This is a genomic window from Dactylosporangium aurantiacum, from assembly GCF_000716715.1.
GTDB lineage: Bacteria > Actinomycetota > Actinomycetes > Mycobacteriales > Micromonosporaceae > Dactylosporangium > Dactylosporangium aurantiacum.
This window is the reverse complement of sequence record NZ_JNYJ01000046.1, coordinates 24208-47997: the sequence shown is the minus strand read 5'-3', so window position 1 is coordinate 47997 and position 23790 is coordinate 24208. Positions and strand designations below refer to the sequence as shown.

Genomic DNA, 23790 nt, shown 5'->3' with positions numbered 1-23790 from the left:
CCCTGGATCGGAGTGCCGCCCGCGGCGGGTGGTGCGATGGTTCAGCGGTGGTGGTGGTGCCGGCCGCCGTACTGGTGGGCGATCAGGACGTACCGGTTGCGGCCGATGCGGTAGCAGTCGGAGTCGTCCCACAGGTGGCGCTGCTCGCCGAGCCAGCCGACGAAGTTGCAGGCCTTCTTGTTGCGGAAGGTGTCCACGGCCCACGACTGGACCCAGTCGTTGTTGCGGCGGTGCCCGTCGAACGTGCCGTGCCAGCGGCCGCCGCCGCCGTTGCCCATGCCGCCCGGCCAGCGGCCGTTGGTGTTCCCCCCGTTGGTGTTGCCGTTGGTGTTGCCTCCGTTGGTGTTGTCGCCGGGGTTGCCCGGGCGGGGCTGGACGGCGGTGGTCGAGCTGTCGCCGGCGGGTGCGGCCGAGGCGGCGGTGCCGCCGAGGCCGATGATGGCGCCTGCGGCGAGCGTCATGCTCGCCATGGCCAGGAACCGCTGTGTGGTGCTGTGCATCTCTGACTCCCCCTCATGTCGTGATGACGCGATCACACTATGTAGCGGAAAGCCGGATTTGTCGGAAAACGTGTCATCCTTTCAGCCAGAGCCTGAAGGACATTAGGGCAGCCGGTGACGCCTCACGGACCGACTCGTTGCACACGGCCACCGCCACCCCGACGGTGGCGCGTCACGTGAGGCGCAGCTCCAGCACGGTCCCGCCGGCGGTGAACGGCTCCCGCCCGGTCGCGGTGAACCCGGCCCGCGCATACGTGCGCATCGCCGCGTCGTTGCCGGCGGCGACCTCCAGCTCGACCCGGCACGACCCGCGCTGCCGCGCCCACCCAGCGACGGCGTCGACGAGCCGCCCCGCGACCCGCTGCCCGCGCGCGGCCGGGTACACCCACATGCTGATCAGGTGCGTGACGCCCGGCTGCGCCGGGGTCGTCCACGCGCACGCGATCCCGACCGGTTCGGCACCGGCGAACACGGCGAACGCGCTGCCGTGCGGCGGCCAGTCCCGCCACTGCGTCTCGCTGCGGCCCGCTTCACGGGCGTGGCTGCTGGCGAACGCCGCCGGGCTGTCCAGCAGCGCGGCGAGCCGCAGCCGCCGTTTCACCTGCCACTCGTCGCCGGTCAACGCCCGGGTCTGCCAGTTGCCCGGCGACGGTACCGCGGTCACCGGGCCGCGTGGTCGGCGTCCAGCTGCTCCACGACGGGCCGCACGACGTCGTCGAGGTGCCGCACGAGGACCGCGACGGCCCGTTCGGCGGCGGCGTCGACGTGCCGGTCCTCGGTCGGGGTCGGCAGCCCGTCCAGCGGCAGCGGCGTCTCCAGCAGCAGCGTCCCCCGCAGGTGCGGGTGCCGGGCGAGGTCCTGCGCGGACGGCTGCACGAACTGCCCGAACAGCTCCGGCCAGCCGCGCCACCCACGGTCCCGCCACCAGGTCCGCGACGCGGTCAGCGGCGCCGGCAGCGGCGACACGAGCTCGACGCGGGCGGTGAGGCCACCGTCGAACGGGTTGCGCCGGCACTGCGCGGTCAGGACCCGCCGGTGCCACCGCACGTACCCGGGGTCGAGGGCGGGCGGGACGGCGACGCTCCAGGCGACGCACGCGAACGCCACGGGTGCGATGTCACCGATCGTCCCGGCGAAGTCGCCGGCCCGGTCCCGGACCGCGGTGAGGTACCGGTCCCGGTCACGGTCCACCCAGAACGTCTTCACACCTTGCGACGGTAGCCCGTCGACGGTCACCCCGTGCCCGGGACCGCCGCCGCCGCGGTGTCCAGAACGGCGGCGGCGACCGCCCGCCGCAGCGTTGCGTCGCACAGCAGGTCGCTGCTGTCGGTGTACTGGTCGACGGCGCCGACGGGTGGCAGCGCGGCGATGACCGGGTCGCTGATCGCGGCGGTCAGCGCGGCCGCGTACCGGCCGGCGTCGATCACCTCGTACGGCCGGTCGAAGTACGGGCGGCGGGTCGCGTCGACCGGCGCGCACAGCCCGAGGTCGTTCTGCCGCCGTGCGGTGTCCTCCAGAGCCCCCACCACCGCCCCGACGAGCGTCTCGACCGGGCCGTCGAGGTCGATGCCGGGTCCGGGCAGCGCCGCGTGGGCGGTGCCGAGCCATTTGCTGTACGGCGGCCACCGCTGCGCCTGCAGCAGCCGCAGCCGCATCACCTGCCGGGCGAGCCGCGCGGCGACGACCCGCGCGCCGAGCACGTCACCGGCCTCGACGGCCCGGCCGGGGAACGCCTCCTCCTGCGCGAGCTGCGTCCACTGCGCGGCCAGCACGTACCGCCACACGTCGGTCGGGTACCAGGCGACCGTCTTGCGCAGCGCGGTGAGGGTGCCGTGGTCGTCGTGGTAGACGGCACCGCCGACGGTTTCGGCGAACACCTGCGCCGGCGTGCCGAGCCAGTCCAGCAGCGTCCCGGTGAACGCCGCCCCGAACTGTGCCCTCGTCCACTCCTCGACGGTGGTGATGTCGACGCGGTGCGCGACGGGCCCGTCGGTCGTGGTCATCACCCGCACCCGCGCGTCCGGTGGTGTGAAATGCGTCGGCCACCCGAGTACCTGCTTCGGCAGCCGCTGCCGCAGCATCGCGTCGATGCCGGCGGCGTGCCGGGCGTGGTCGGCGGGGTCGAGGAACAGGGTGAGCCGCGGACCCCAGTCGTGGTCGGTGGAGCGGGCCGTGTCGTAGCCGAGGACGTCGCTGCCGGGGCCGATGCGGGCCGCGGCGTGCGCCAGCCCAGGGTGGTGTGCCTGCAGCAGCGGCCGGACCGCGTCGCGGTAGAACACCCCGCACAACCGCACCCCCGGCAGGAAGGTGCCGGTCACAGCACGAGCGCCGGGTGGCGGGGGTCGTCGGCGCGCACGACGACGTCGGCGAGGGCCTGCGGCATCACCTCCTCGTCGTACCGCTGGAACGCCGGCAACGTCCACTGCATTTCCGGCTGCGTGCGCCGCGCGATCGCCGCCGCCGTCTGCGTGAGGTGCACGGTGACGTCGAAGTCGAGTCCGGCGCCGAGCAGCATGGTGCCGGACATGACCACGACCGTCCCGGCGGGCAGCTCCAGGTACGCGGCGCGGGTCGCCCGGTCGGTGACCGGGTCCCACAGCGACGGCAGGACCCGTCCGCTGCCGCCGGGCCCGGCGGGGGTGAGGACCTCCCGGGTGATCGCCCGCAGGTCCAGCCAGTCCTCGTAGTACGCGTCGGGGTTCGTCTTGCCGCGTTCGAGCCGCAGCGACGCCTGCCGCAGGAACCCGCCGGCGGGGATGTGCACGGCGTGCCCACCGTCGGCCTGCAGTTGCGCGACGATCCGGTCGGCGAGGACGTCACCACCGGCGGTCGGTGCCCCGTCCACGGCGACCCGGGTCGCGTGCGCCTTCGCCACCCGGGCGGCGAGGTCGGCGGCGAGCCCGCCGACGGTGACGGGTCGGGCCTTCACGCGCTGTGGTGGCGGTGCTGCGGGTCGATCACGTCACCTTCGAGGACCTCACCCTGCAGGATCTCACCGGCGCCCGGCTGGGTCGGCACCGGGCCGGGGTCGGCGCGGGTCGCCTTGACGACCCGCGGCCCGAACAGGTCCCCGGCCGCGGCGGCGGAGATCCGCGCCTCGGTCGCCTGCCGGATCTGCCGCCCGGCGAACGCCCGCACCGGCGGGATCAGCAGCAGCAGCCCCACGGTGTCGGTGATGAACCCGGGGGCGAGCAGCAGCAGCGCCCCGGCGAGCCCGGCGACGCCGGTGCCGGCGTCACCGCCGGGTGGGCGTCCTTCGCTGACCGCCGACCGCAGCCGCTGCCACGCCCGCACCCCTTCCCGTTTGAGCAGCACCGCCCCGACGACGGTGGTGACGATCCCGGCGAGGATCGCCCACCACCAGCCGATCGCGTGCGCGACCAGCACGAACACGACGATCTCGGCGATGACCAGCAGCAGCGCCCCGGCGGCGGCGAATCCGAACGTCCGCATCGTCACACCTCAACTGCTCTGGTGGGTTCGTTGCCGCGCCTCGGCGCGCGCGTCACGCGGACCGCCGCCGGCGGCCGAGCGGCGCAGCGCCTCCCAGCGGGCCGCCGCACCCCACACGGTGACCCGCCACAACGCTTCCTGCACGATCGACGAGCTCATCTTCGAGTGTCCGCGTTGCCGTTCGGTGAACGTGATCGGGACCTCCTGCACGCGGAACCCGTTGCGGTGCGCCCGCCACGCGAGGTCGACCTGGAAACAGTACCCCTGCGACGCGATCGACCCGAGGTCGATCTTGTCCAGGACGGGGGTGCGGTAGGCGCGGTACCCGCCGGTCGCGTCCCGCAACGCCATGCCGAGCGCGACCCGCACGTACAGGTTGCCGCTGCGGGAGATCAGGTGCCGGTGCCACGGCCATCCGACGGTCTTGCCGCCCTTGACGTACCGGGAGCCGAGCACGACGTCGGCGTCGCCGAGCGCGTCCAGCAGCCGCGGCAGCTCCTCCGGCGCGTGCGAGCCGTCGGCGTCCATCTCCACGACCGCGTCGTAGCCCTGCTCACCACCCCACGCGAACCCCGCCAGGTACGCCGCGCCGAGCCCCTGCTTGCCGGGCCGGTGCAGCACGTGCACGGCCGGGTCGCCGGCGGCGAGCTCATCGGCGATGCGGCCGGTGCCGTCGGGGCTGTTGTCGTCGGCGATGAGGACGTCGACGGCGGGCGTGGCGGCCCGGACCCGCCCGACGATGAGCCGCAGGTTGTCGGCCTCGTTGTACGTGGGGATGATGACGAGGACCCTGCCGACCCCGGGGTACTGGTCCACACCTCGGTCGGTTGCGCTCACACGTCCTCCTCGGTCGGTCGGGTCCGGTGGCGCCGGCGGACGGCGGCCGCGGCCGCCAGAGCGGCAATACCCAGCACCACGATCACATATTCGGGGCCGGCGCCGAGGGCCGTGGCGAGCGTCCGCGCGGACCCGAGGTGCAGCTCACCGGCGATGACGGCCGCTTCGTTGAACCGGGTCTCCTGGTCGGTGCCGCCGGCGGCGTCGGCGAACGCGCTGATCCCGACGGTGGACGCCATGAGCGCGTCCCGGCCGTGTTCGACGGCCCGCAGCCGCACCATCGCCAGCTGCTGGCGGGCCTCGGCCTCGTCGAACGTGGCGTTGTTCGTCTGCACGGCCAGCAGCTGCGCGCCGCCGGTGACGGTGTCGCGGACCAGCCCGTCGTAGGCGACCTCGAAGCAGATGACGTCACCGACGGTCGCGGGCCCGACCCGCAGCACCCCCGGGGTGTGCCCGGGGGTCATGTCGGAGACCCGGTCGACCTCCTTGCTGACGATGCGGGCGATGTCCCGCAACGGCATCGTCTCGGCGAACGGCACCGGGTGCCGTTTGGTGTACCGGCTGGACACGCCGCCCTGCCGCGGGTTGCCGGCCGCGTCGACGTCGGGCTCCCAGACCAGGCCGGCGTTCTCGACGCCGACGTCGGGGTCGGTGAGGACGGCCCCGACGAGGATCGGCACGCCGACGGCACGGGCGGCGGCGCTGATCGCGGCGGCGGCGTCGGCGTTGCGCAGCGGGTCGATGTCGGAGGAGTTCTCCGGCCACACGACGAGGTCGGGGCGGCGGGCACCGTCCTGGGTGACGGCCCGCCCGAGCTCGACGGTGGCCCGCACGTGGTTGTCGAGCACGGCGCGGCGCTGCTCGTTGAAGTCGAGGCCGAGCCGCGGCACGTTGCCCTGCACGACCGCCACGTACACGGCCGGGCCGGTCGGCCGGTGCACCGGCGCGAGCAGCGCCGCGCCGACCACGAGCACCGCGGCGGCGGGCCCGGCGAGCAGGTTCACCCTGCGACTCCACCCGGGGGTGACACGTGCCCGCGCCGGGTCGTGGGGTGTGCTGGTACGCAGCAACGGCACGGCGAGGAGGGCACCGGTGAGCGCGACGGCGAACGTGACGAGCGGTGCCCCACCGGCCGCGGCGAGCCGCAGCAGCGGCGACGTGTCCTGGCTGAACGCGAGCCGCCCCCACGGGAACCCGCCGAACGGCGCCCGGTCCCGCAACGCCTCCTGCGCGGTCCACAGCGCGGCGACCGCCGGTGCCCACAGCCACGCCCGGGCGCGCAGCGGGCTGATCCAGGCGGTGGCGGCGCCGAGCAGCCCGATGAACAGCGCCTGCAGCGTCGACAGCAGCAGCCACGGGACCATGCCGGTGTGCAGGTTCGTCCACTCCAGCAGCGGCGCGAAGAACCCGGCGCCGGTGAGCAGCCCGAGCCCGAACCCTGCCCGCAGCCGCCGCCCGTGCACGGCGACGGCGGCGGCGGCGACCGCGACCGGTGCGGCCCACCACCACCCGTACGGGGGGAACGCGACGAGCATGACGGGCCCGGCGACGGCGGCGAGGAGGGTCGCGGCCCACAGCGGCAGCGGCATCCACCGCCGCGCCGTCACCGGCCCGCCGGCGGGCACCTCGGGCCGGTCCACGACCGCCCGGCCGGCGCCGTCCAGGTGGTCCGTGCCGTCCCTGCCGTCCGGGTGGTCTGGGCCGTCCGGGTGGTCTGGGCCGCCTGGGCTGTCCGCCGCGCTGCCGGTGTCGACCAAGGTCACCTGCGCCATCCCCTGCCGTGTCGAACGGCCCGCGGTCCCCGCCGCTGGGGTGGGGTCGGGCCTGCGCGCCGGTGCGGCCCGCGGCGCCAATTATGCGGCCACGGTACGTCGGACAGGGAATCGGCGGTGGTGCCCGCCGCTGTGAATGTGCTGGGATGTGGCTGGACCGTCCCCTGGCCCCTGGCGTGCCACTCGCCCTGTCACGGTCGTCGCACGGGGCCGGCCGGCCGTCACCACACCCTCGCGACCGTTGCCGGTGACCGCCCGCAGGGGCGGGGTGCGCTTCGGGGCTGAAATCGGGGCGCGACCGAGGTCGCGCCCCGCGCTCCCAGGCCCTTGTCCGGCCGGTGCGGCAGGGATGTGCAGGCGCGGCCTTCGTTCCGGCGCGGCGCGGGCTGGCTGCCCGGGTCGTGCCGTTGTCTACTGGTCGCGTGACCCCCCTGCCCTGACACCGGTGGATGCCCGGCCCGCGGCCCCCGCCGACCCCCGCCCGCTGGATCCGGTGGCGTCCCGTCGGTTGACGGCGACGTCCGATCAGTGGGCGTTGGGGAGTAGCGAACCGTGGTCACCCGCGCCGAAGTAGGACGCAAAGACGTTACGCGCTCAGCGGGGGGCCCTGTCAACCGTCGCACACGATGTAATTCACCCCGATCGGCGTGTCGGGTGCGCGCGCCGCGGTGTGTCGGGCGTCGTTCACCCGCCGTGGATGACCCGCGGCCCGCCGTGTACGGCTGCCCCGCCCGTCACCCGCTGTGCAGGTACCCGCGCAGCAGCGCCGCCGCGGCGGCCGGGTGCTCCGCGGCGAGGAGCCCGGCGGGCGCCAGGACGTACCGGTCGTCGACGGTGACCCGCGGCGCCCGCGGCAACGCCCACCCACCGGCGTGGTCGTGCAGGACCGGCGCGACGGCGGCGCGGGCCGCGGCCGGGGCGGCGTGCCGGAACACGCCACCGGACGCGACGACGACCCCGACGTTGCGCAGGTCCCGGCCGCTGCGCGCGTGCCGGCGCACCCCGATGACGGCCGCCGCGGCGGCGACGCCGAGGTCACCACCGGCGACGGTGACGTGTTCCCGCGCCGCGGCGGCGTGCACACCGTCGACGTTCCACCGCACCCCGAGGTCCCCCTCGACGGTCCGGGCCCGCCACAACGTCCCCGCCACCCCACCACCACCGTCGGGCACGAGGCAGCTGTACACGTCGGTCGTCGCGCCACCGACGTCCACGACGAGGAGGTCACCGTCGGCGGCGGCGGTGTCGGCGAGCAGCGACACCCCGGTCAGGACCGCGTCCGGGGTCGCCATCCGCACCAGCCGCGGGAACCGGGTCCCCCGCGACAGGTGTTTGCCGCCGATGACGTGCCGCAGGAACATCTCACGGATCGCGGCGCGCGCCGACGCCGGCTCGAGCACCCCGATGCGGGGCAGGACGTTCCCGGCGCCGACCGCCGGGACACCCCGCCCGGTCAACGTGTCCACGGCGGCGTCACGCACGTCGCTGTTGCCGGCCACGACGACCGGGACCCGCCACCGGGCCGCGGCGACCCGCCGCGCGTTGTGCAGCAGCACGTCACCGTCACCGCCGTCGGTGCCACCGACGAGCAGCACCACGTCCGGGCGGGCGGCCCGCACCCCCCGGATCCCGGCCGGGTCCTGCGGGCCGGCGGCGACGTGCACGACCCGCGCCCCGGCCGACAACGCGACCCGGTGCGCGGCGTCGGCGGACACGAGCGCCTCGTAGCCGATCACCGCCAGCCGCAGCCCACCCCCGGCCGACGAGCAGCAGTACACGTCGCCGACCGGGCCGGCGTCGGTGAGGAGCGCGTCGACGCCGTGCAGGACGTCACCGCCGGTCGTCGGGTGGGTGCCGGTCCGCACGAGCGTGCCGTCGCTGACGTCGACGACCGCGAGCTTCGTGTCCGTCGACCCGACGTCCACACACGCCACCAGCACGGTCGCCTACCCCTACGGCACGACGACGGTGCCGGTCGCCGACACCGCCAGCAGCGGCGGGTCCAGCACCTGCGCCGCCGACGCCCGCACCTGCGGCGTGCCCCGGCACACGACGTGACACGCGAAGTCCACCGTCCTGGACCGGGTGCCGACCCGGGTGATCGTCGCGGTCACCTCCAGCACGTCACCGGCGTGGACCGGCGCGTGGAACGCCACCGTCGAGTACCCGGCGAACAGCCCTTCGTCACCGTCGGTACGGATGCACAGCTCGGTGGCGACGTCACCGAACAGCGCGAGGCTGTACGCGCCGTCGACGAGGTTCCCGGCGTAGTGCGCGTGCGAGTACGGCACGTACCGCCGGTGCGTCACCCGCACCCCGACCGCCGCCCCGCTCACCGGGCACCGACCGCGTGCACCAGGTACGACGCGACCTCCCGCGGGGTGGTGCCCCGGCCGAAGATCCGGTCGACGCCGAGCTCCTCGGTCTGCAGCTCGTCGAAGCGTGGCCCACCGACGACGAGCAGCGGCCGGCGCGCCGCCGGGAACGCCTCCCGGAACGCCGCCGACATCTCCCGCGTGTTGTGCAGGTGCGCGTCGCGTTGCGTGACGACCTGACTGACCAGGACCGCGTCGGCCTTCTCCACCCGGGCGTGCTCCACCAGCGCGGCGACCGCGACCTGCGCCCCGAGGTTCACCACCCGGCACTCCCGGTAGTACTCCAGACCCTTCTCACCGGCGATCCCTTTCACGTTGAGGATGGCGTCGATACCGACGGTGTGCGCGTCGGTGCCGATGCACGCCCCGACGACGACGAGCTTGCGCCGCAGCTTCGCCCGGATCGCCGCGTTCACCTCTTTCGCCGACAGCAGCGGATAGTCCCGCTCGGCGACGACGACCTTCCCGGGCTCCACGAGATGGTTGACCCGGCCGTACACGACGAAGAACGTGTGCCGCTCGCCGATCGCCCGGGTGTGCACCACCATCGCCGGGTCGATGCCCATCTTCCCGGCCAGCTGCAACGCCGCGCCCTCCCCGCGTTTGTCGGCCGCCAGGGGCAGCGTGAAACTCACCTGGACCATGCCGTCGCCGGTCGTGTCCCCGTACGGCCGCACCACCGCACTCACGACGCACCCCCTTGCCCGTCGACGTCCGCCTCGACGTGCGCATCGAGCAGCTCGATCGCCGGGTTCCAGTACCCGGGGCCGCGGGCGGCGACCCCGTCGAGGCCTTTGCCCCGGTCGGCGGGGCGCCGCATGATCCCGAACGTGCCTTCACCGATCGCGGTCAGCAGCCCCTGCCGGCCGATCTGCCGCAGCAACGTCACCGCCTCGTCCAGCACCGTGTGCGCCCGCTGCCGGATGAACGGCCCCGGCGTGAAGTCCTCGTGCAGGTTCCCGGCGGCGCCGAGCACGTAGTGCACGTTCTGCAGCGCGATGTCCCGGTCCGACAGCCACGGCGTCACCACCGCCTCCGTCATCATCCCCACCAGCAGGATCCCCTGCCCGGTCAGCGCCCCGGCGAGGTTGAAGAACCCGTCCAGCAGGTTGCCGCGGAACACGTCACCGGTCATGTGTTTCGTCGGCGGCATCCACTTCAGCGGCGCGTCCGGGAACAGCTCCCGCGCCAGCAGCGCGTGCGCCAGCTCCAGCCGGAACGACTCCGGCAGCTCCGGGTTGATCTCGAACGCGTGCCCGAGGCCCAGCTGCCAGTCCCGCAGTCCGGCCTCGTGCGCGAAGTACTCGTTGAGCAGCTGCGACACCGTCACCGTGTGCGCCGCCTCGACCGCGTCCGCGGTCGTGAGGTAGTTGTCCTCACCGGTGTTGATGATGATCCCGGCGCGGGCGTGGATCTGCCGGGAGAACCGCTGGTCGACGAACGTGCGGATCGGGTTGATGTCGCGGAACAGGATCCCGTACATCGAGTCGTTGAGCATCATGTCGAGCCGTTCCAGCCCGGCGAGGGCCGCGATCTCCGGCATGCACAGCCCTGAGGCGTAGTTCGTCAGCCGGACGTACCGGCCGACCTCCTTCGACGTGTCGTCCAGCGCGGCCCGCATCAGCCGGAAGTTCTCCTGCGTCGCGTACGTCCCGGCGAACCCTTCCCGGGTCGCGCCCTCCGGCACGTAGTCCAGCAGCGACTGCCCGGTCGACCGGATCACCGCGATCACGTCCGCGCCGGCCCGCGCCGCCGCCTGCGCCTGCGGGATGTCCTCGTAGATGTCGCCGGTCGCGACGATCAGGTAGATCCACGGCCGCTGCCGCGGGTCGCCGTGCCGCCGGATCAGCCGCTCCCGCTCCGCGCGGCGCCGGTCGATGCGCGCCAGCCCGGCCTTCACCGCCCGGGTCCCGGCCCGCCGCGCCGCCGCCGGCACCGCACCCGCCCGGAACGTGACGCTGCCCGCCGCCGCCTTCTGCGCCAGCAACGTCAGGTCCTGGTGCCCGTCGCGCAGCAGCGCCTCGAACACCGGCCCGGTCACCCCGTGCTCGAGCCCGACCTGCTCCACGATCGTGTCCACGAGCCGGTTCACCCACGGGATCCCGTCCGGGTCCGCGCCGGTGATCCCGGCCAGCCGCAGCGTTGCCCGCTCCACCGACACCGTCGTGTGCGAACGCGCCAGTTCGACCACCGGCCGCCCCGCGGCCGCCGCCAGCCGCCGCGCGGTCGCCACCGTACGCCGGTCGAGTTTCAGCTTGCTCACCGCGGCTCCCGCCTGCCGTCGCCCTGCCCGACATGGATCGGCCGGCCCCGCAGCACCGTCACCCGCGCCCGCGGGTTGTCCTCGGTGTGCAGCACCTCACTGATGTCCTCCGTCGTGTCCCACACCGTGAACGTCGCCGACCAGCCCGGGTTCAGCACCCCCTCGTCGTCGACGCCGACGGCCCGCCACCCGCCGCGGGTGTGCGCCGCGAACGCCGCCTTCGCCCCGATACGCTGCACCGGGTTGTGGTGCCGCATCGCCGCCCGGCACGTCCCCCACGGGTCCAGGTCCGTCACCGGCGAGTCCGACCCGAACGCCAGCAACACCCCCACCCCCGCCAGGGCACCGATCGGGTTCGACGCCAACGACCGGGCCCGGCCGAGCCGCTGCGCGTACATGCCGTGCTCACCGCCCCACAGCCGGTCGAACGCCGGCTGCACGCTCGCCACGATCCCGTAGTCGACCAGCCCCGCGATCAACGCCTTGTCCAGCAGCTCCACGTGCTCGATGCGGTGCCGACCGGCCCGGATCCGCTCCAGCCCGACCTGTTTCGCCGCCCCCGCGAACCCGTCCAGGACCGTCGCGATCGCCTGGTCACCGATCGCGTGGAACCCGCCCTGCACCCCGTGCACGGCGCAGTCGACCAGGTGCGCCGTCACCTGCTGCACGCTCAGGTACCCGTGCCCGTGCTCACCGTCGCCGCCGTCGAGGTACGCGCTGCGCAGGTGCGCGGTCCGCGCGCCCAGCGCCCCGTCGGCGTACAGGTCCCCGGCCGCGCCGACCGCCCCGAGCTCCTTGGCCTTCGCGGCCGCGTTCGGCTCACCCCACAGCCCGAACACCTGCGGGTACCCGTCGCCGTGCGACAACGCCGCGACGAAGTCCGCCTCACCCGACGTGCCGGGCCCGCCGCACTCGTGCACCGACGCGATCCCCAGCGACGCCGCGTGGGTCAGCGCGGCGCGTTGCGCGTCGAGGATCTGCGCGTGCGTCACCGACCCGAACGCGACCTCCCGCACCAGGTGGTGCGCGTCGCGGCGCAGCCACCCCGACGCGTCGTACCCGGCCGCCGCCCGCACCGGCGCCGTCAGCAGGCCGCTGGACACCAGCGCCGCGTGCACGCACGCACGGGACAGGTACACGCCGCGGCCGCCGCCGGCCCGGTCGAGCTCGGCCGCGGTCGGGGTCCGCTGGTCGATCCACCCGGACTCGTCCCAGCCGTGCCCGATGACGATCGCGTCCGCGGGCAGGGTCGCGGCGTGCGCGGCGACCGCGTCCAGGACCGCCGTGCGGGACGTGGTGCCGGCGAGGTTCAGCCCGCGCAGCGTGAACCCGGTCGCCGTGGTGTGCACGTGCGCGTCGACGAACGCCGGGGTGACCAGCGCACCGTCGAGGTCGACGACCCGGTCGACGCGGCCGCCGGTGACGGTGGGCGCGTCGGCGGTCGGGCCGAGCCAGGCGATCGTGTCACCGTCGACGAGCATCGCGGTCGCGGACGGGTCGGCGGGGGTGTGGACACGGCCGTCACGGAAGAGGGTTCGCATGCGGCTCAGTCTGCCAACCCGGGCGGTGCGACGGTTGCGAGCCGCGCCTGAAACAGGTCCTGGACGCCGCGGTCGCCGCGCAGCAGCCGCAGCGCGTAGTCGGCGTGTCCCGGCACGTAGCCGTTGCCGATGAGCATGGTGACGTCGGCGGCGAGCCCTTCGGCGCCGAGCGCCGCGGCGGGGAACGACGTGGCCATCGAGAAGAAGATCACCGTGCCGCCGGCGGCGGTGGCCAGGACGGCGGCGTGTTCGCAGCCGGGGACGTCGACGCAGACGACGGTGACGTCCGCGGCCCCGCCGCCCGCCGGGCCGTCCCCTGCGGCGTGGTCGAGGGCGGCGGCGAGCCCGACGGCGTCGCGGGCGTCGGCGATGATCACGGTGTCGGCGAGACCGGCCGCGGTGAGCCGGGCCCGTTCGGTCTCGTCGCGGACCACGCCGACGGTGCGCACCGCCAGGTGGCCACCGGCCGTGTCGCGATCGGCGTCACGGGCGGCGTCACGGGCGGCGGCCAGAGCCAGGGAGCCGCTCTTGCCGGCCGCGCCGAGCACCGCGACCCGCAACGGCCGCCCCGGCTCCGCCGCCGGGTCGGTGCCGGTCCGGGTGCGGGCCCGCAGGGACTGGCGCACGACCCGGGCGACCAGCGCCGGCGCCCCGCACACGTCGAGCACGGCGAGGGCCAGCTGCGGGTCCAGGTCGGCGGGCAGCACCGCGGCGATCGACCGGGCGAACAGGATCGCGTGCCCGTCGCACGGCACCTGCTCCGACAGCCCGTCCCAGTCGCGCAGCCCGTCGGCGATGTGCAGCGGCGTCAACGTCAGCGACACCAGCGTCGCCACCTGGTCACCGACCCGCAGCCCGAGCGGCGAGCCCGGGCCGACGGCCTCGACGGTGCCGATGAGCATCCCGCCGGACCCGGTGACCGGGTTGTGCATCTTGCCGCGGCTGCCGACGATGTCCAGCACCGCGGCCCGGACCTTGCCGCCGTCGCCGCCGTGCTCGGTGCGCAGCTGATGGAACGACGCCGCGTCCAGGTTGAGCCGCCGCACCCGGATACGGACCTCGTCGGCGCCGATGACCGGGTCAGGGTCCAGCCGGTCCGCGGCCTGGGGCAGCACCCCGGCCGGCGCCACCACCCGATGCAACCCGATCGGCGAAGTCATTTCCCGCACTGCCACAAGTTAGCCGAAGATTTTCCGGCACACCAGCGCTCAAGCGGGAAGAACTACCGCACCCGGGACGTCGACAGCGCCAACACATGCTCCACCAGCCCGATCAGCACCGCCTTGCTCGACTCCCGGTCCCGCGCGTCACACAACAACAACGGCACATGCGCGTCCAGGTCCAGCGCCTCCCGCACCTCCGCCTCCGTGTACGACGACGCGTCATCGAAACAGTTCACCGCCACCACGAACGGCGTGCCGCGCCGCTCGAAGTAGTCGATCGACGGGAAACAGTCCGCCAACCGGCGCGTGTCCGCCAGCACCACCGCCCCCAGCGCACCCAGCGCCAGCTCGTCCCACAGGAACCAGAACCGATCCTGCCCCGGCGTACCGAACAGATACAGCACCACGTCCTGACCGATCGTGATCCGCCCGAAGTCCATCGCCACCGTCGTGGTCGACTTGCGCTCCACCCCGGTCAGATCATCCGTGCCGATCCCCGCCGCCGTCAGCGACTCCTCCGTCTGCAACGGCCGGATCTCACTCACCGCACCGACCAGCGTCGTCTTCCCCGCACCGAACCCACCCGCGACCAGAATCTTGATCGCCGTCGGGACCGGCCTAGAGCGCCCGGAGTCCATTGATCACCGCCTTCAGGATGCTCTCGCTCGGCAGCTCGCCCGCCACCGCAGGGTGGTACATCTCGATCAGCCCCTGACCCAGCAGGTCACCCAGCAGCACCCGCACCACACCCAACGCCAGGTCCAGGTGCGACGCCAGCTCCGCCACCGCCAAGGGCTCCCGCGCGTACGCCAGGATCGCCCGGTGCTCCGGCTGCAGCCCGTACCCGTGCCCCGCCACCGCCGCCCGGTTCGCCACCACCATCGCCACCACGTCGAACGACCCCGACGCCGGATGCACCCGGCCACCCGTCATCGCGTACGGCCGCACCACCGGACCCGCGTCCTGATCCACCCATGTGTGATCCGTCCACGGCTCCGCCGCCAGATCACCCCGCGGCTCATCCGGCCACGCCCCACCGGCACGACGCTGCTGCTCCGCCCACTGCCGCTCGACCCACTGCTCGGCCGGCCCGTACTGCTGCCCGGGCTGCTGGGCGTGCCCACCCGGCACGCGGTCCGGATGGCCGGCGGCGTGCCGGCCCGGCGGCGTCGTCATCCGCCCGCCGCCGGACGCGCCGACGTCGACAGGTTCTGCCCGACCCGCTGCACCAGCATCGCCATCTCGTACGCGATCAACCCGATGTCAGCGTCCGCCTCCGCCAGCACCGCCAGGCACGCACCACGCCCCGCCGCCGTCACGAACAGAAACGCCGACTCCATCTCGATGATCGTCTGCCGCACCGGGCCACCACCGAAGTGCCGCCCCGCACCCCGCGCCAGACTCTGGAACCCCGCCGCCACCGCCGACAGATGCTCCGCATCCTCCTGCGACAGACCCTTCGACGCGCCCATCATCAGCCCGTCCACCGACAGCACCACCGACCGCTGCACCGACGGCACCCGGTCCACCAGGTCATCCAGCAGCCAGTTCAACCCGATGTTGCTGCCCTGCGCCGCCGTCATCCCGCCACCCCGTCACGACCCGTGCTGTCCGTACCGCCCGTACTGCCCGTGCTGTCACTGTCACTGTCACCGGCGCTCGCGTGCCGGCCCCGCGCCGTGCCCGCCTGGAACGACGACATCATCCGCCGCAGCTGCTCCGGGGAACGCCCCGGCTGCGGCACTTCCGCCTCCTGCGCGTCCCCGGCCACCGCGTCCTGCTGCAACTGCGGCGCCAGACTCTGCTGCCGCACCCGCTTCGGCAGCCCCCGCGGACCCGCCGACGACACCCCGCCACCGGCACCGACCACCGCCGGGCGGGCCGGGGGCCCATCGTCCGCGTCGGCCCGCCCGGCAGGCGACCCGGCAGGCGACCCGGGGGACACGTCCGAACGACCGACCGGCCGCTGCCGCGGCAACGGACCCGGCCCCGGACGGCGCCCGTCACCCGCCGGCGGCTCCTGCACCACCGACAGCGCCGGCCGCCGACCGATCGACGACGCCGGCAACACCTGCGTGTGCTCACCGACCTCACCGGCACCGTCCACCGGCAGCCACGAGAACGGCTCCCGCGCCACCACCTGCAGCTCACGCGTGTTCGACAGGTCCGCCGGCACCCCAGCCGGCAACGGCGCCACCGCCGGCTGCGCCACCACGAGGTCCGTCGGCAGCAACGCCACCGCTGTCACCCCACCGAACGGCGAGGACCGCAGCACCACCCGCACCCCGTGCCGCGCCGCCAGCTGCGCCACCACGAACAGCCCCAACCGGGCACTGTTCGCCGGGTCGAACTCCGGCGGCTCGACGAGCCGCCGGTTCGCCTCCGCGATCGCCTCCACCGACATCCCCAGCCCACGGTCCTCGATCTCGATCACGAAACCGTTCGGGACCAGCTGCCCCGTCACGTTCACCCGCGTGTGCGGCGGCGAGAACGCCGTCGCGTTCTCGATCAGCTCCGCCAGCAGATGGATGATGTCGCCGACGGCCCGCCCGACCACCGCACCCTCACCCACCTGCTGCACCTGCACCCGCGCGTAGTCCTCGACCTCCGACACCGCGCCACGCACCACGTCGATCACCGACACCGGGTTGCGCCACCCACGCCCCGGCGCCGCACCCGCCAGGATCACCAGGTCCTCCGCGTGCCGCCGCATCCGCGTCGCCAGATGATCGACCCGGAACAGGTCCGCCAGGTCATCCGGCTCCGACGTCCGCCGCTCCATCCCGTCCAGCAGCGACAACTGCCGGTGCAGCAACGTCTGCGACCTGCGCGCGATGTTCAGGAACACCTCGTTCATGCCCTGCCGTACCGACGACTCCTCCACCGCCGACGCGACCGCCGTGCGCTGCACCGAGTTGAACGCCTCACCCACCTGACCGATCTCGTCCGTGCCGAGCCGCAACGGCGGCGCCTCCGCCGCCACATCCACCTGCACGCCCCGGCGCAACCGCGACACCACCGACGGCAGCCGCTCGTCGGCCAGCTCCAGCGCCGCCACCCGCAGCCCGTCCAACCGCCGGGCGAGGGACCGACCGATCCGCACCGACAGCACCAGCGACAGCACCACCGCCAGCAGACCCAGCGCACCCGCCACACCCAGCCGCAGGAAGATCGCGTCCGACGCGTCCTGCGCCGCCTGGACGTTGTGCCGCTGCACCAGCGTCCGGAAGTTCCTCAGCTCCACGTTCACCGGGTCGAACGCCGCCCGCCACGCCCGCAGGTCGATCCCCGCCGCCTCCGCCGGACCCGGCGCCGTGGCCAGCAGCTGGTTCTCCAACTGCGTCAGCTTCGACATCGGCCCGCCGCCGGCGAGGGCACCGAACTGCGCCTGCGTCTCCGCCGCCAGCAGCGTCACCCCGTACGGCAGGATCAACCGCTGCTGCCCGACCAGCGCCACCAGCTCCGTGTGCGCCGCCGCGGTGAACACCCCGCTCACCGCCGCCTCGGTCACCAACGCGTCCTCCTGCGAGAACAGGTCCCGCGACAGGCCCAGCACGAACACGCCCGTGGCCTCCTCCGTCACCTCGGAGTCCTGATGGTTCGTCACCGACTCCGCGATGCCGTACGTGCCGGTGATGATCGCCGAGTACGCCTGCCGCACCACGCTCGCCTGCCCGCCGCCGTCGGCCTGCTGCCGCAGCTGCGCCAACCCGTCCAGCGCCTTCGTCGACGACGCGATCGCCTGCTTCGCCTCCTGCGTCGCCACGTCCTGCAAGTCGCCGTCCGAGGCCAGCGTCCGGAACTGCGCCACCGCCGCGTCCGTCTTCGCGCGCTGCTCCCGCACCGCCGCGGCGTCCTTGCGGCCACCGGCCACGTACACCGTCGTCAACTGCCGCTCGACCTGCAGCTGCTCGACCATCGCCTCGGCCGGCTCGGTCACCTTGTCCCCGACCAGCTTCGAGTTGCGCAGGTCCAGGGCCGGCTCAAGGGTGAAGCTCACCGCGAACAGCCAGATCGCCGCGAGCATGACGATCGGGATCGCCAGCATCGCATTGATCTTCGCGCGGATCGACCAACGGTTGTTCATGAGACCTCGGGCATCGCTCGGGTGCGGTTCGGTTGCGGACCGCCACCGTATGCGCGCCCGACGGTGACCCACCGTCATGTCCACGGGCGTTTTTCCCGGCCAGCCGGATGACAGACAGAAGAATCTCCCGCCACGACTCGATCGCCCGAAGAATCTTCGCTACTGTGACGGTTCTAGCGCAGGATTTCTGGAGGTGTGCCGTGCAGCCGTACGCGTATCAACGCCACGAGCTCGTCGAACCCGACTGGCGACGCCTCCCCGGCTGGCGCGACGTCACCCGCGACGAGTGGGAATCCGCCCAATGGCAACGCGCCCACTGCGTCAAGAACATCAACCAGCTCCGCACCGTCTACGGCGACCTCATCACCGCCGACTTCTACGACGACCTCGCCCTCGACCAGGCCAACCAGGCCACCATGTCGATGCTCGTCCCACCCCAAATGATCAACACCATGGTCCCCACCGGCGAGATCACCGACAAGACCCTCCGCGCCGACCCCATCCGCCGCTACATGCTGCCCGTCGCCTCCGACCGGCTCACCGACTTCCCCTCACACCCCCACGCCAGCCGCGACTCACTCCACGAACACGACATGTGGGTCGCCGAAGGGCTCACCCACCGCTACCCCACCAAGGTCCTCGCCGAACTGCTGTCCACCTGCCCCCAGTACTGCGGCCACTGCACCCGCATGGACCTCGTCGGCAACAACACCCCCAGCGTCACCAAACTGCGCCTGGCCCTGAAGCCCGTCGACCGCTACGACGCAATGATCAACTACCTCAAGGGCCAACCCGGCGTCCGCGACGTCGTGGTCTCCGGCGGCGACGTCGCCAACGTCCCCTGGCCCCAGCTCGAAACCTTCCTCATGCGACTGCTCGCCATCGACACCATCCGCGACATCCGCCTCGCCACCAAGGCCCTCGCCGGCCTCCCCCAGCACTGGCTGCAACCCACCGTCGTCGAAGGCCTCGAACGCGTCGCCCGCACCGCCGCCCGCCGCGGCGTCAACCTCGCCATCCACACCCACGTCAACCACGCCCAGTCCCTCACCCCGCTCGTCGCCAAAGCCGCCCACACCGCCCTCGAGGTCGGCGTCCGCGACGTACGCAACCAGGGCGTCCTCATGCGCGGCGTCAACGCCACCGCCGCCGACCTGCTCGACCTGTGCTTCGCGTTGCAGGGCGAGGCCGGCATCCTGCCGTACTACTTCTACATGTGCGACATGATCCCCAACGCCGAACACTGGCGCGTCGCCGTCTGGCAGGCCCAGCAGCTCCAGCACGACATCATGGGCTACCTGCCCGGCTACGCCACCCCCCGCATCGTCTGCGACGTGCCCTTCGTCGGCAAACGCTGGGTCCACATGGTCACCGAGTACGACCGCGAACGCGGCATCACCTACTGGACGAAGAACTACCGCACCTCCATCGAGGACTCGTCCATGGACCTCGACCGCACCTACCCGTACTACGACCCCATCGACACGCTCCCTGCCTCCGGCATCGCCAAATGGCGCGCCGAGACGCAGCTCCCCCTGGTCGCCTACGCTGGGTGAGTGCGCCGTAACATCCTGCGGTTCCTCGGGCTGGCTCTCGCCGCGGTCGCCGTCATCCTGTACATCAACTCGATCGGCGACACCGGCGAGACCGCCACCGACCCGTCCACCCGGCTGCAGTGCGACGAACACAGCCACATCGCCGCCGCCCGCGCCACCGCCGCACCCACGACCCGCGAGACCCGCACCCCGGAGCAGCTCGCGACCGCCTGGGCCCAGGCCCGCTCCGGCACCCTGCTCGCCGGCCTGCATCGCGTGCACGAGCAGCCCGACCGCATCGACATCGCCTTCGACGCCAAGGCCCACACCGTCGCCGTGCTGACCTTCCGCTCATACGAGCCGCTCGGCTGGCACCTCGACGCGGTCGTCGCCTGCCAGCAACCCGCCACGCAGCGGTCCTCACCACCGGCAACCGCACCCAGCGGTCCCTGAACCAGCAAAAACGGCAAATCTGCCGCGTAGCGGCCGCTTTTGGTTCTGACGTGGCGGTAGCCACGTCGTCTAAGGCATCCTAGGACGCTAGGATATGGGGTCGGAGCGGCTTGCGGCGTCCACCGGAACGCCGGACTGGGTGCGCCACGCCGCGAATCCGGCGCTGAGCCGGTCCCGCTCCGCCGGCGTGCCGATGTCACGGCGATGCTCAGGCCGCTCGGCGTAGTGGCGCATGACCGTCGCCAGGAACACCCGGTCCACCCGCGGGAACCACAGGGACAGGCAGCACACCTTCGGCCGGCCGCCCAGAGGCTGATAGCCAGGACCGACCCGCCCCGCCGGAGGCGACAACACGACGCCGGGGACGAGCACACCGACGAACGCCGCACCCGCGAGCACGGTCGCGCGGACCCGAACCGAAACAGCCGACACGAGCGCAGCGTTGGCACCACCCGCCGGGCCCGGCGTCGTCCACCTGGTGCAAGGCACGGTCAGCCGCGGCGCCCGGTCGGCCGGCCGTGAGCCGGTGACCGGGCGCGCGTCGCGTAGCGCTTCCTAGGACACTAGGCGGACAGGTCAGGAGACCGACAGGGAGTGCACCGCGCCGGCGCGGGTGCCGAAGTACATCGCGCCCTTCCAGACGGCCGGGGTGGACTCGATGCAGCCGCCGATCTTCATCTCCCAGAGCAGCTTCGGCTGGGCGTTGGTGTCCTTGACGTCGTAGGCGTGCATGACGCCGGAGCAGTCGCCGATGAAGAGGGTGTCGTCCACGACGACCGGGGACTGCCAGGTCTCGTTGCCCGGGACGTGGAACTTCCAGCGGACCGCGCCGGTCTGGCGGTCCAGGCCCATGACGTCGCCGCCGGTGGTGTCGTAGATCGCGATGTCCTTGAACAGCGCCGGGGTGCCCCAGATGCCGGCGGGCTTGCTGCCCTGGTCCTTGACGGACCAGACGACCGGGTTGTCGGGCTTGGACGGGTCGAGCTTCAGCATCTGCCCCACCTGCTTGGCGCGGGCGTTGCCCTTCTCGTACTCGGAGCCGACGTACAGGAAGCCGGCCTCGTCGATGACGATGGAGGCGTCGGTGTCGTCGCCGGTCCAGAAGCGGAACACGCGGGTCGGGGTCCTGCCCTCCTTCAGGCCGCTGATGTCCCAGCCCTGCACCAGGCCACCGGAGTTGGCGAAGTACACCACGTTCTTGTAGATGGACACCGAGTTCTCGATGGAGACGTTGGTGTCGCCGAAGTCCTTGAGCAGTTGCGCGTCCCAGCCGGGGGTGTTGAACACCAGCTTCGGGTTCACCGTGACCTTGCCGTTGGCGTCGTAGCCGCGGTTGAGCTTCACGATGTGGAACTGGCTGTTCTCCCCGCCCTCGAACAGGTAGTCGTCGATGATCAGGCCGGAGCCGTCCCAGTCGTCGTTCCACATGGTCGGCTTCACCGCGTTCGCCGACAGCTTCCACAGCTCGGTGGGCTTGTCGCGGTCCAGGGCGATGACCCGGTAGAAGTTGTCGCGGGAGCCGGAGTACAGCAGCGGGAAGCCGTCCGGGTCCATGGTGACGGTGCCCTTGATGATGTCGCCGGTCGGGAAGTCCGGCAGGATGCGTTCGCCGGTGGCGGCGTCCAGGAAGTGGATGGCGCCGTCGTACGCGCCGAACACGACCCAGGTCCGGCCGTCCTTCTCGAAGACCGCGGGCTGGCCGGTCCAGCCGTTGCCGCACCACTGCGTGGTCTTGCCCTTGTCCTCCGACATCCGGCACATGCCGCCGGTCTTCGGGAACTGCCACTTGTGCACGGGCATCGTGCGCGGCACCGGGCCCTGCCCGTAGTAGGTGCGGGTCGGGTTGCCGCGGAAGGTCAGCAGACCCGGCACCTTCGTCCCGTACGGCTTGCCGACCAGCTCCGGGTCCGACCAGCCGGTGAACGCCGGTTTCGCCGGTGACGGCGAGGTCGACGCGGCCTGCGCGTCGGCGGCGGGCGTGTCCGGCGTCTGCTGCGCGGTGTCGCGCAACGCGTAGGCGGTCGTGGCGATGCCGCCCAGGACGAGCACCAGGGCGCCGATGAGCATGAGACGGAAGGTCCCCGTACGTGACATGGCGACAGTATCGCGATCCCGTGCCATCGAGCGGCTCCCCCGAACGGCGCTATGGGATCCGTGTCCCCGGTCTCACCCGGGCTTCTCGAAGTGCTGGTAGTCCACTCCGGTGCGCCATGCGCCGCCCCACGCGAAACCCTCGGACTTGAACGCGGTGACGACCGCGTCGCCGGCCACGATCATCCCGGTCCTGACGTTGCGCCGGTCGAGGTAGTCCTTGCCGGCCGGCGGCATGATCAGCGTACCTTGCAGGTAGGGGTTCTCGACGGTGTTGACGTCGATCGCCCGGCCGTAGGCATGGTTCGACCAGTGCTTGGTGTTCGGCACGTTGCGGCAGTTGAAGCCCGATGTGTTGTCGGCGGCCATCGATGCGTCGTCGCTGCCGTCGTACGCCTCGACGGTGCGCATGCCGCGGATCGGGAAGCGGGCCGCGTACAGCTTCGCGAAGACGCGCACGACGGCGTCGGCGATCGCCCGGTGCACGACGAGCTCGCCGACCTGGGCGGCGCCGGCGAAGTCGACATAGGACAGTCGCAGCAGGCGCAGGTCGTCGAGGCCGACGGGGCAGCCCGGCCGCCACGACACACCGGTCATCCGCTGCCGGACCTCCGGCGGCAGCGCCTCGACCGTGCCGACGAACGCGGTCTGAGCCGGCGACCCGGCCGGCGACGCGGACTGCGACGCCGGGGCGCTCACCGACACGGCGGGTGACGGTGGCGCGCCGCTCGCCGGGCTGCCGCCGGTGCCGCCGCCGCAGCCCCCGAGCAGCAGCGGGACCAGCGCGAGCAGCGGTGTCAGGCGGGTCGGGACGCGCATCGGCATGCGGTCGATACTATGTGTCGTGCCGGTTGACCAGCGCGGACGACGCGCCCCGAAGGCCCTGCTCGCGACCGTTGCCGTGCTGGCGGCGGTGACCGCCTGCGGCGGGAAGCCCGCCGTCTCGGCCCAGCCGGTCGCCTCCCCCACCGCCGAGGCGTCCAGCGAGGCGCCGCCGTCGGTCGAGGCGTCACCGTCGGTGTCGGCCTCGGTGCCGGCGTCCCGGTCGGCGTCGCCGTCGCCCTCGGCGTCGAAGAAGGCGGCCGCGGCCGGCACGACGGCGGCCGCGAACGACGCGTCCCGGCTGCGGACCCTGCCGGGCAGCACCACCCAGGTGGTGATCGTGCAGGCGGCGAGCGCGTCGGCGACCACGGCGAGCCTGCGGGCGTACGCGAAGACGGGCGGGGTCTGGCAGCCGGTGCTGTCGCCGATGACGGCCCGCATCGGCGGCAACGGGTTCAGCGGCGACAAGCACGAGGGCGACAAGACGACCCCGACCGGCGTGTACGCCTTCGACGCCACCATGTACGGCATCGCGGCCAACCCGGGCGTCCGGTACGCCTACCACCGGGTCGTGCAGGACGACTGGTGGGACGAGAACAGCTCCTCGCCCGGCTACAACACGTTCCACCACGGGGCGAACCCGGGCGGGCCGAGCGAGCCGCTGTGGCAGATCAGCCCGCAGTACACGTACTTCGCGGTCATCCGGTACAACATGCCGGCGACGCCGGGGCGCGGGTCCGGCATCTTCCTGCACCAGTCCAACGGCAACTCGACGCTCGGGTGTGTGAGCCTGCCGCAGTCGGACCTGGTGGCGTTGCTGCGCTGGCTGGACCCGGCGGCGAACCCGCGCATCGTGCTGTCGCCGACCGGGCAGCTGTCGCGGTACTGACGCCGGCGC

The 23790-nt window shown here is 73.0% G+C and carries 24 protein-coding genes; 3 read left to right on the top strand and 21 right to left on the bottom strand.

Annotation, left to right across the window (positions count from 1 at the left end):
• Positions 1-41: 41 nt before the first annotated feature.
• The 18 genes from OP18_RS39585 to OP18_RS62105 all read right to left on the bottom strand — a co-directional run bounded on the left by OP18_RS39585 (position 42) and on the right by OP18_RS62105 (position 17991).
• Complete coding sequence (locus tag OP18_RS39585) at positions 42-500, bottom strand: hypothetical protein (protein ID WP_033364320.1); 459 nt, start codon at positions 498-500, stop codon at positions 42-44.
• A 172-nt stretch (positions 501-672) separates the two neighbouring features.
• The gene (locus OP18_RS39580) at positions 673-1164 is read right to left on the bottom strand and encodes a GNAT family N-acetyltransferase (protein WP_052388008.1); all 492 of its coding nucleotides are present in this window, start codon (positions 1162-1164) and stop codon (positions 673-675) included.
• The gene (locus tag OP18_RS39575) at positions 1161-1706 is read right to left on the bottom strand and encodes a hypothetical protein (protein WP_033364319.1); all 546 of its coding nucleotides are present in this window, start codon (positions 1704-1706) and stop codon (positions 1161-1163) included. The genes OP18_RS39580 and OP18_RS39575 overlap by 4 nt, the downstream gene beginning before the upstream one ends.
• Before the next feature lie 26 nt (positions 1707-1732).
• Positions 1733-2818: a DUF4037 domain-containing protein gene (locus tag OP18_RS39570; RefSeq protein ID WP_033364318.1), complete on the bottom strand. Its 1086-nt coding sequence runs from the start codon at positions 2816-2818 to the stop codon at positions 1733-1735.
• Positions 2815-3429 carry a nucleoside/nucleotide kinase family protein gene (locus OP18_RS39565; RefSeq protein ID WP_033364317.1) on the bottom strand — a complete coding sequence of 205 codons (615 nt, stop codon included), beginning with the start codon at positions 3427-3429 and terminating at the stop codon, positions 2815-2817. Before OP18_RS39565 ends, OP18_RS39570 begins: the two co-directional genes overlap by 4 nt.
• A complete protein-coding gene (locus tag OP18_RS39560; RefSeq protein ID WP_033364356.1) occupies positions 3426-3953 on the bottom strand; it encodes an FxsA family protein in 528 nt (175 codons plus the stop codon). The genes OP18_RS39565 and OP18_RS39560 overlap by 4 nt, the downstream gene beginning before the upstream one ends.
• A gap of 9 nt (positions 3954-3962) precedes the next feature.
• Positions 3963-4790 carry a polyprenol monophosphomannose synthase gene (locus OP18_RS39555; protein ID WP_052388007.1) on the bottom strand — a complete coding sequence of 276 codons (828 nt, stop codon included), beginning with the start codon at positions 4788-4790 and terminating at the stop codon, positions 3963-3965.
• Positions 4787-6379, bottom strand: a complete 1593-nt coding sequence (gene lnt / locus OP18_RS39550; protein ID WP_156090115.1) for an apolipoprotein N-acyltransferase — start codon at positions 6377-6379, stop codon at positions 4787-4789. The genes OP18_RS39555 and lnt overlap by 4 nt, the downstream gene beginning before the upstream one ends.
• A gap of 917 nt (positions 6380-7296) precedes the next feature.
• The gene (locus OP18_RS39545; RefSeq protein ID WP_425388692.1) at positions 7297-8487 is read right to left on the bottom strand and encodes a glutamate mutase L; all 1191 of its coding nucleotides are present in this window, start codon (positions 8485-8487) and stop codon (positions 7297-7299) included.
• A gap of 27 nt (positions 8488-8514) precedes the next feature.
• Positions 8515-8898, bottom strand: coding sequence for a 3-aminobutyryl-CoA ammonia lyase (gene kal, locus OP18_RS39540; protein WP_033364315.1), 384 nt, complete (start codon positions 8896-8898; stop codon positions 8515-8517).
• Positions 8895-9626 (bottom strand): lysine 5,6-aminomutase subunit beta, encoded by a 732-nt coding sequence (kamE, locus tag OP18_RS39535; RefSeq protein WP_033364314.1) that lies wholly within the window; start codon positions 9624-9626, stop codon positions 8895-8897. The genes kal and kamE overlap by 4 nt, the downstream gene beginning before the upstream one ends.
• Positions 9623-11200, bottom strand: a complete 1578-nt coding sequence (gene kamD, locus OP18_RS39530) for a lysine 5,6-aminomutase subunit alpha (RefSeq protein ID WP_052388006.1) — start codon at positions 11198-11200, stop codon at positions 9623-9625. Before kamD ends, kamE begins: the two co-directional genes overlap by 4 nt.
• The gene (locus OP18_RS39525; protein ID WP_081971495.1) at positions 11197-12750 is read right to left on the bottom strand and encodes an amidohydrolase; all 1554 of its coding nucleotides are present in this window, start codon (positions 12748-12750) and stop codon (positions 11197-11199) included. Before OP18_RS39525 ends, kamD begins: the two co-directional genes overlap by 4 nt.
• Positions 12747-13901 carry an L-erythro-3,5-diaminohexanoate dehydrogenase gene (kdd, locus tag OP18_RS39520; RefSeq protein ID WP_033364313.1) on the bottom strand — a complete coding sequence of 385 codons (1155 nt, stop codon included), beginning with the start codon at positions 13899-13901 and terminating at the stop codon, positions 12747-12749. Before kdd ends, OP18_RS39525 begins: the two co-directional genes overlap by 4 nt.
• A 62-nt stretch (positions 13902-13963) precedes the next feature.
• Complete coding sequence (locus tag OP18_RS39515; protein WP_033364312.1) at positions 13964-14542, bottom strand: GTP-binding protein; 579 nt, start codon at positions 14540-14542, stop codon at positions 13964-13966.
• On the bottom strand, positions 14523-14909 hold the full coding sequence (locus OP18_RS61255; RefSeq protein WP_033364351.1) for a DUF742 domain-containing protein: 387 nt from the start codon (positions 14907-14909) through the stop codon (positions 14523-14525). Before OP18_RS61255 ends, OP18_RS39515 begins: the two co-directional genes overlap by 20 nt.
• A 167-nt stretch (positions 14910-15076) precedes the next feature.
• Positions 15077-15487, bottom strand: a complete 411-nt coding sequence (locus OP18_RS39505; protein WP_033364311.1) for a roadblock/LC7 domain-containing protein — start codon at positions 15485-15487, stop codon at positions 15077-15079.
• The gene (locus tag OP18_RS62105; RefSeq protein WP_033364310.1) at positions 15484-17991 is read right to left on the bottom strand and encodes a sensor histidine kinase; all 2508 of its coding nucleotides are present in this window, start codon (positions 17989-17991) and stop codon (positions 15484-15486) included. The genes OP18_RS39505 and OP18_RS62105 overlap by 4 nt, the downstream gene beginning before the upstream one ends.
• Before the next feature lie 152 nt (positions 17992-18143).
• On the opposite strand from OP18_RS62105, the gene OP18_RS39495 reads away from it, so the two are divergent.
• Both OP18_RS39495 and OP18_RS58040 read left to right on the top strand, forming a co-directional pair.
• Complete coding sequence (locus OP18_RS39495; protein ID WP_052388012.1) at positions 18144-19547, top strand: KamA family radical SAM protein; 1404 nt, start codon at positions 18144-18146, stop codon at positions 19545-19547.
• Positions 19548-19979, top strand: a complete 432-nt coding sequence (locus OP18_RS58040; protein ID WP_033364308.1) for a hypothetical protein — start codon at positions 19548-19550, stop codon at positions 19977-19979.
• Positions 19980-20066: 87 nt separating this feature from the next.
• Here OP18_RS58040 and OP18_RS39485 read toward each other — a convergent pair whose 3' ends face one another.
• The 3 genes from OP18_RS39485 to OP18_RS39475 form a co-directional block, all read right to left on the bottom strand.
• A complete protein-coding gene (locus tag OP18_RS39485; RefSeq protein WP_033364307.1) occupies positions 20067-20411 on the bottom strand; it encodes a hypothetical protein in 345 nt (114 codons plus the stop codon).
• Between the two features lie 144 nt (positions 20412-20555).
• The gene (locus OP18_RS39480; RefSeq protein ID WP_162189886.1) at positions 20556-22073 is read right to left on the bottom strand and encodes an outer membrane protein assembly factor BamB family protein; all 1518 of its coding nucleotides are present in this window, start codon (positions 22071-22073) and stop codon (positions 20556-20558) included.
• Positions 22074-22145: 72 nt separating this feature from the next.
• Positions 22146-23333: a M15 family metallopeptidase gene (locus OP18_RS39475; RefSeq protein WP_245635683.1), complete on the bottom strand. Its 1188-nt coding sequence runs from the start codon at positions 23331-23333 to the stop codon at positions 22146-22148.
• Between OP18_RS39475 and OP18_RS58870 the strand changes: the two genes are divergently transcribed.
• On the top strand, positions 23320-23781 hold the full coding sequence (locus tag OP18_RS58870) for a L,D-transpeptidase family protein (RefSeq protein ID WP_052388004.1): 462 nt from the start codon (positions 23320-23322) through the stop codon (positions 23779-23781). The genes OP18_RS39475 and OP18_RS58870 overlap by 14 nt on opposite strands.
• Positions 23782-23790 lie beyond the last annotated feature (9 nt).

Coding starts and splice junctions, on each gene's coding strand:
- OP18_RS62105 (WP_033364310.1), bottom strand. CDS start 17,991: ATGAACAACCGTTGGTCGATCCGCGCGAAGATCAATGCGATGCTGGCG.
- OP18_RS39560 (WP_033364356.1), bottom strand. CDS start 3,953: ATGCGGACGTTCGGATTCGCCGCCGCCGGGGCGCTGCTGCTGGTCATC.
- kdd (WP_033364313.1), bottom strand. CDS start 13,901: ATGACTTCGCCGATCGGGTTGCATCGGGTGGTGGCGCCGGCCGGGGTG.
- OP18_RS39515 (WP_033364312.1), bottom strand. CDS start 14,542: ATGGACTCCGGGCGCTCTAGGCCGGTCCCGACGGCGATCAAGATTCTG.
- OP18_RS39585 (WP_033364320.1), bottom strand. CDS start 500: ATGCACAGCACCACACAGCGGTTCCTGGCCATGGCGAGCATGACGCTC.
- OP18_RS39505 (WP_033364311.1), bottom strand. CDS start 15,487: ATGACGGCGGCGCAGGGCAGCAACATCGGGTTGAACTGGCTGCTGGAT.
- OP18_RS58870 (WP_052388004.1), top strand. CDS start 23,320: ATGACGGCCCGCATCGGCGGCAACGGGTTCAGCGGCGACAAGCACGAG.
- lnt (WP_156090115.1), bottom strand. CDS start 6,379: ATGCCGCTGCCGCTGTGGGCCGCGACCCTCCTCGCCGCCGTCGCCGGG.
- OP18_RS39480 (WP_162189886.1), bottom strand. CDS start 22,073: ATGTCACGTACGGGGACCTTCCGTCTCATGCTCATCGGCGCCCTGGTG.
- OP18_RS39475 (WP_245635683.1), bottom strand. CDS start 23,333: ATGCGGGCCGTCATCGGCGACAGCACCGGCTGCCAGACCCCGCCCGTC.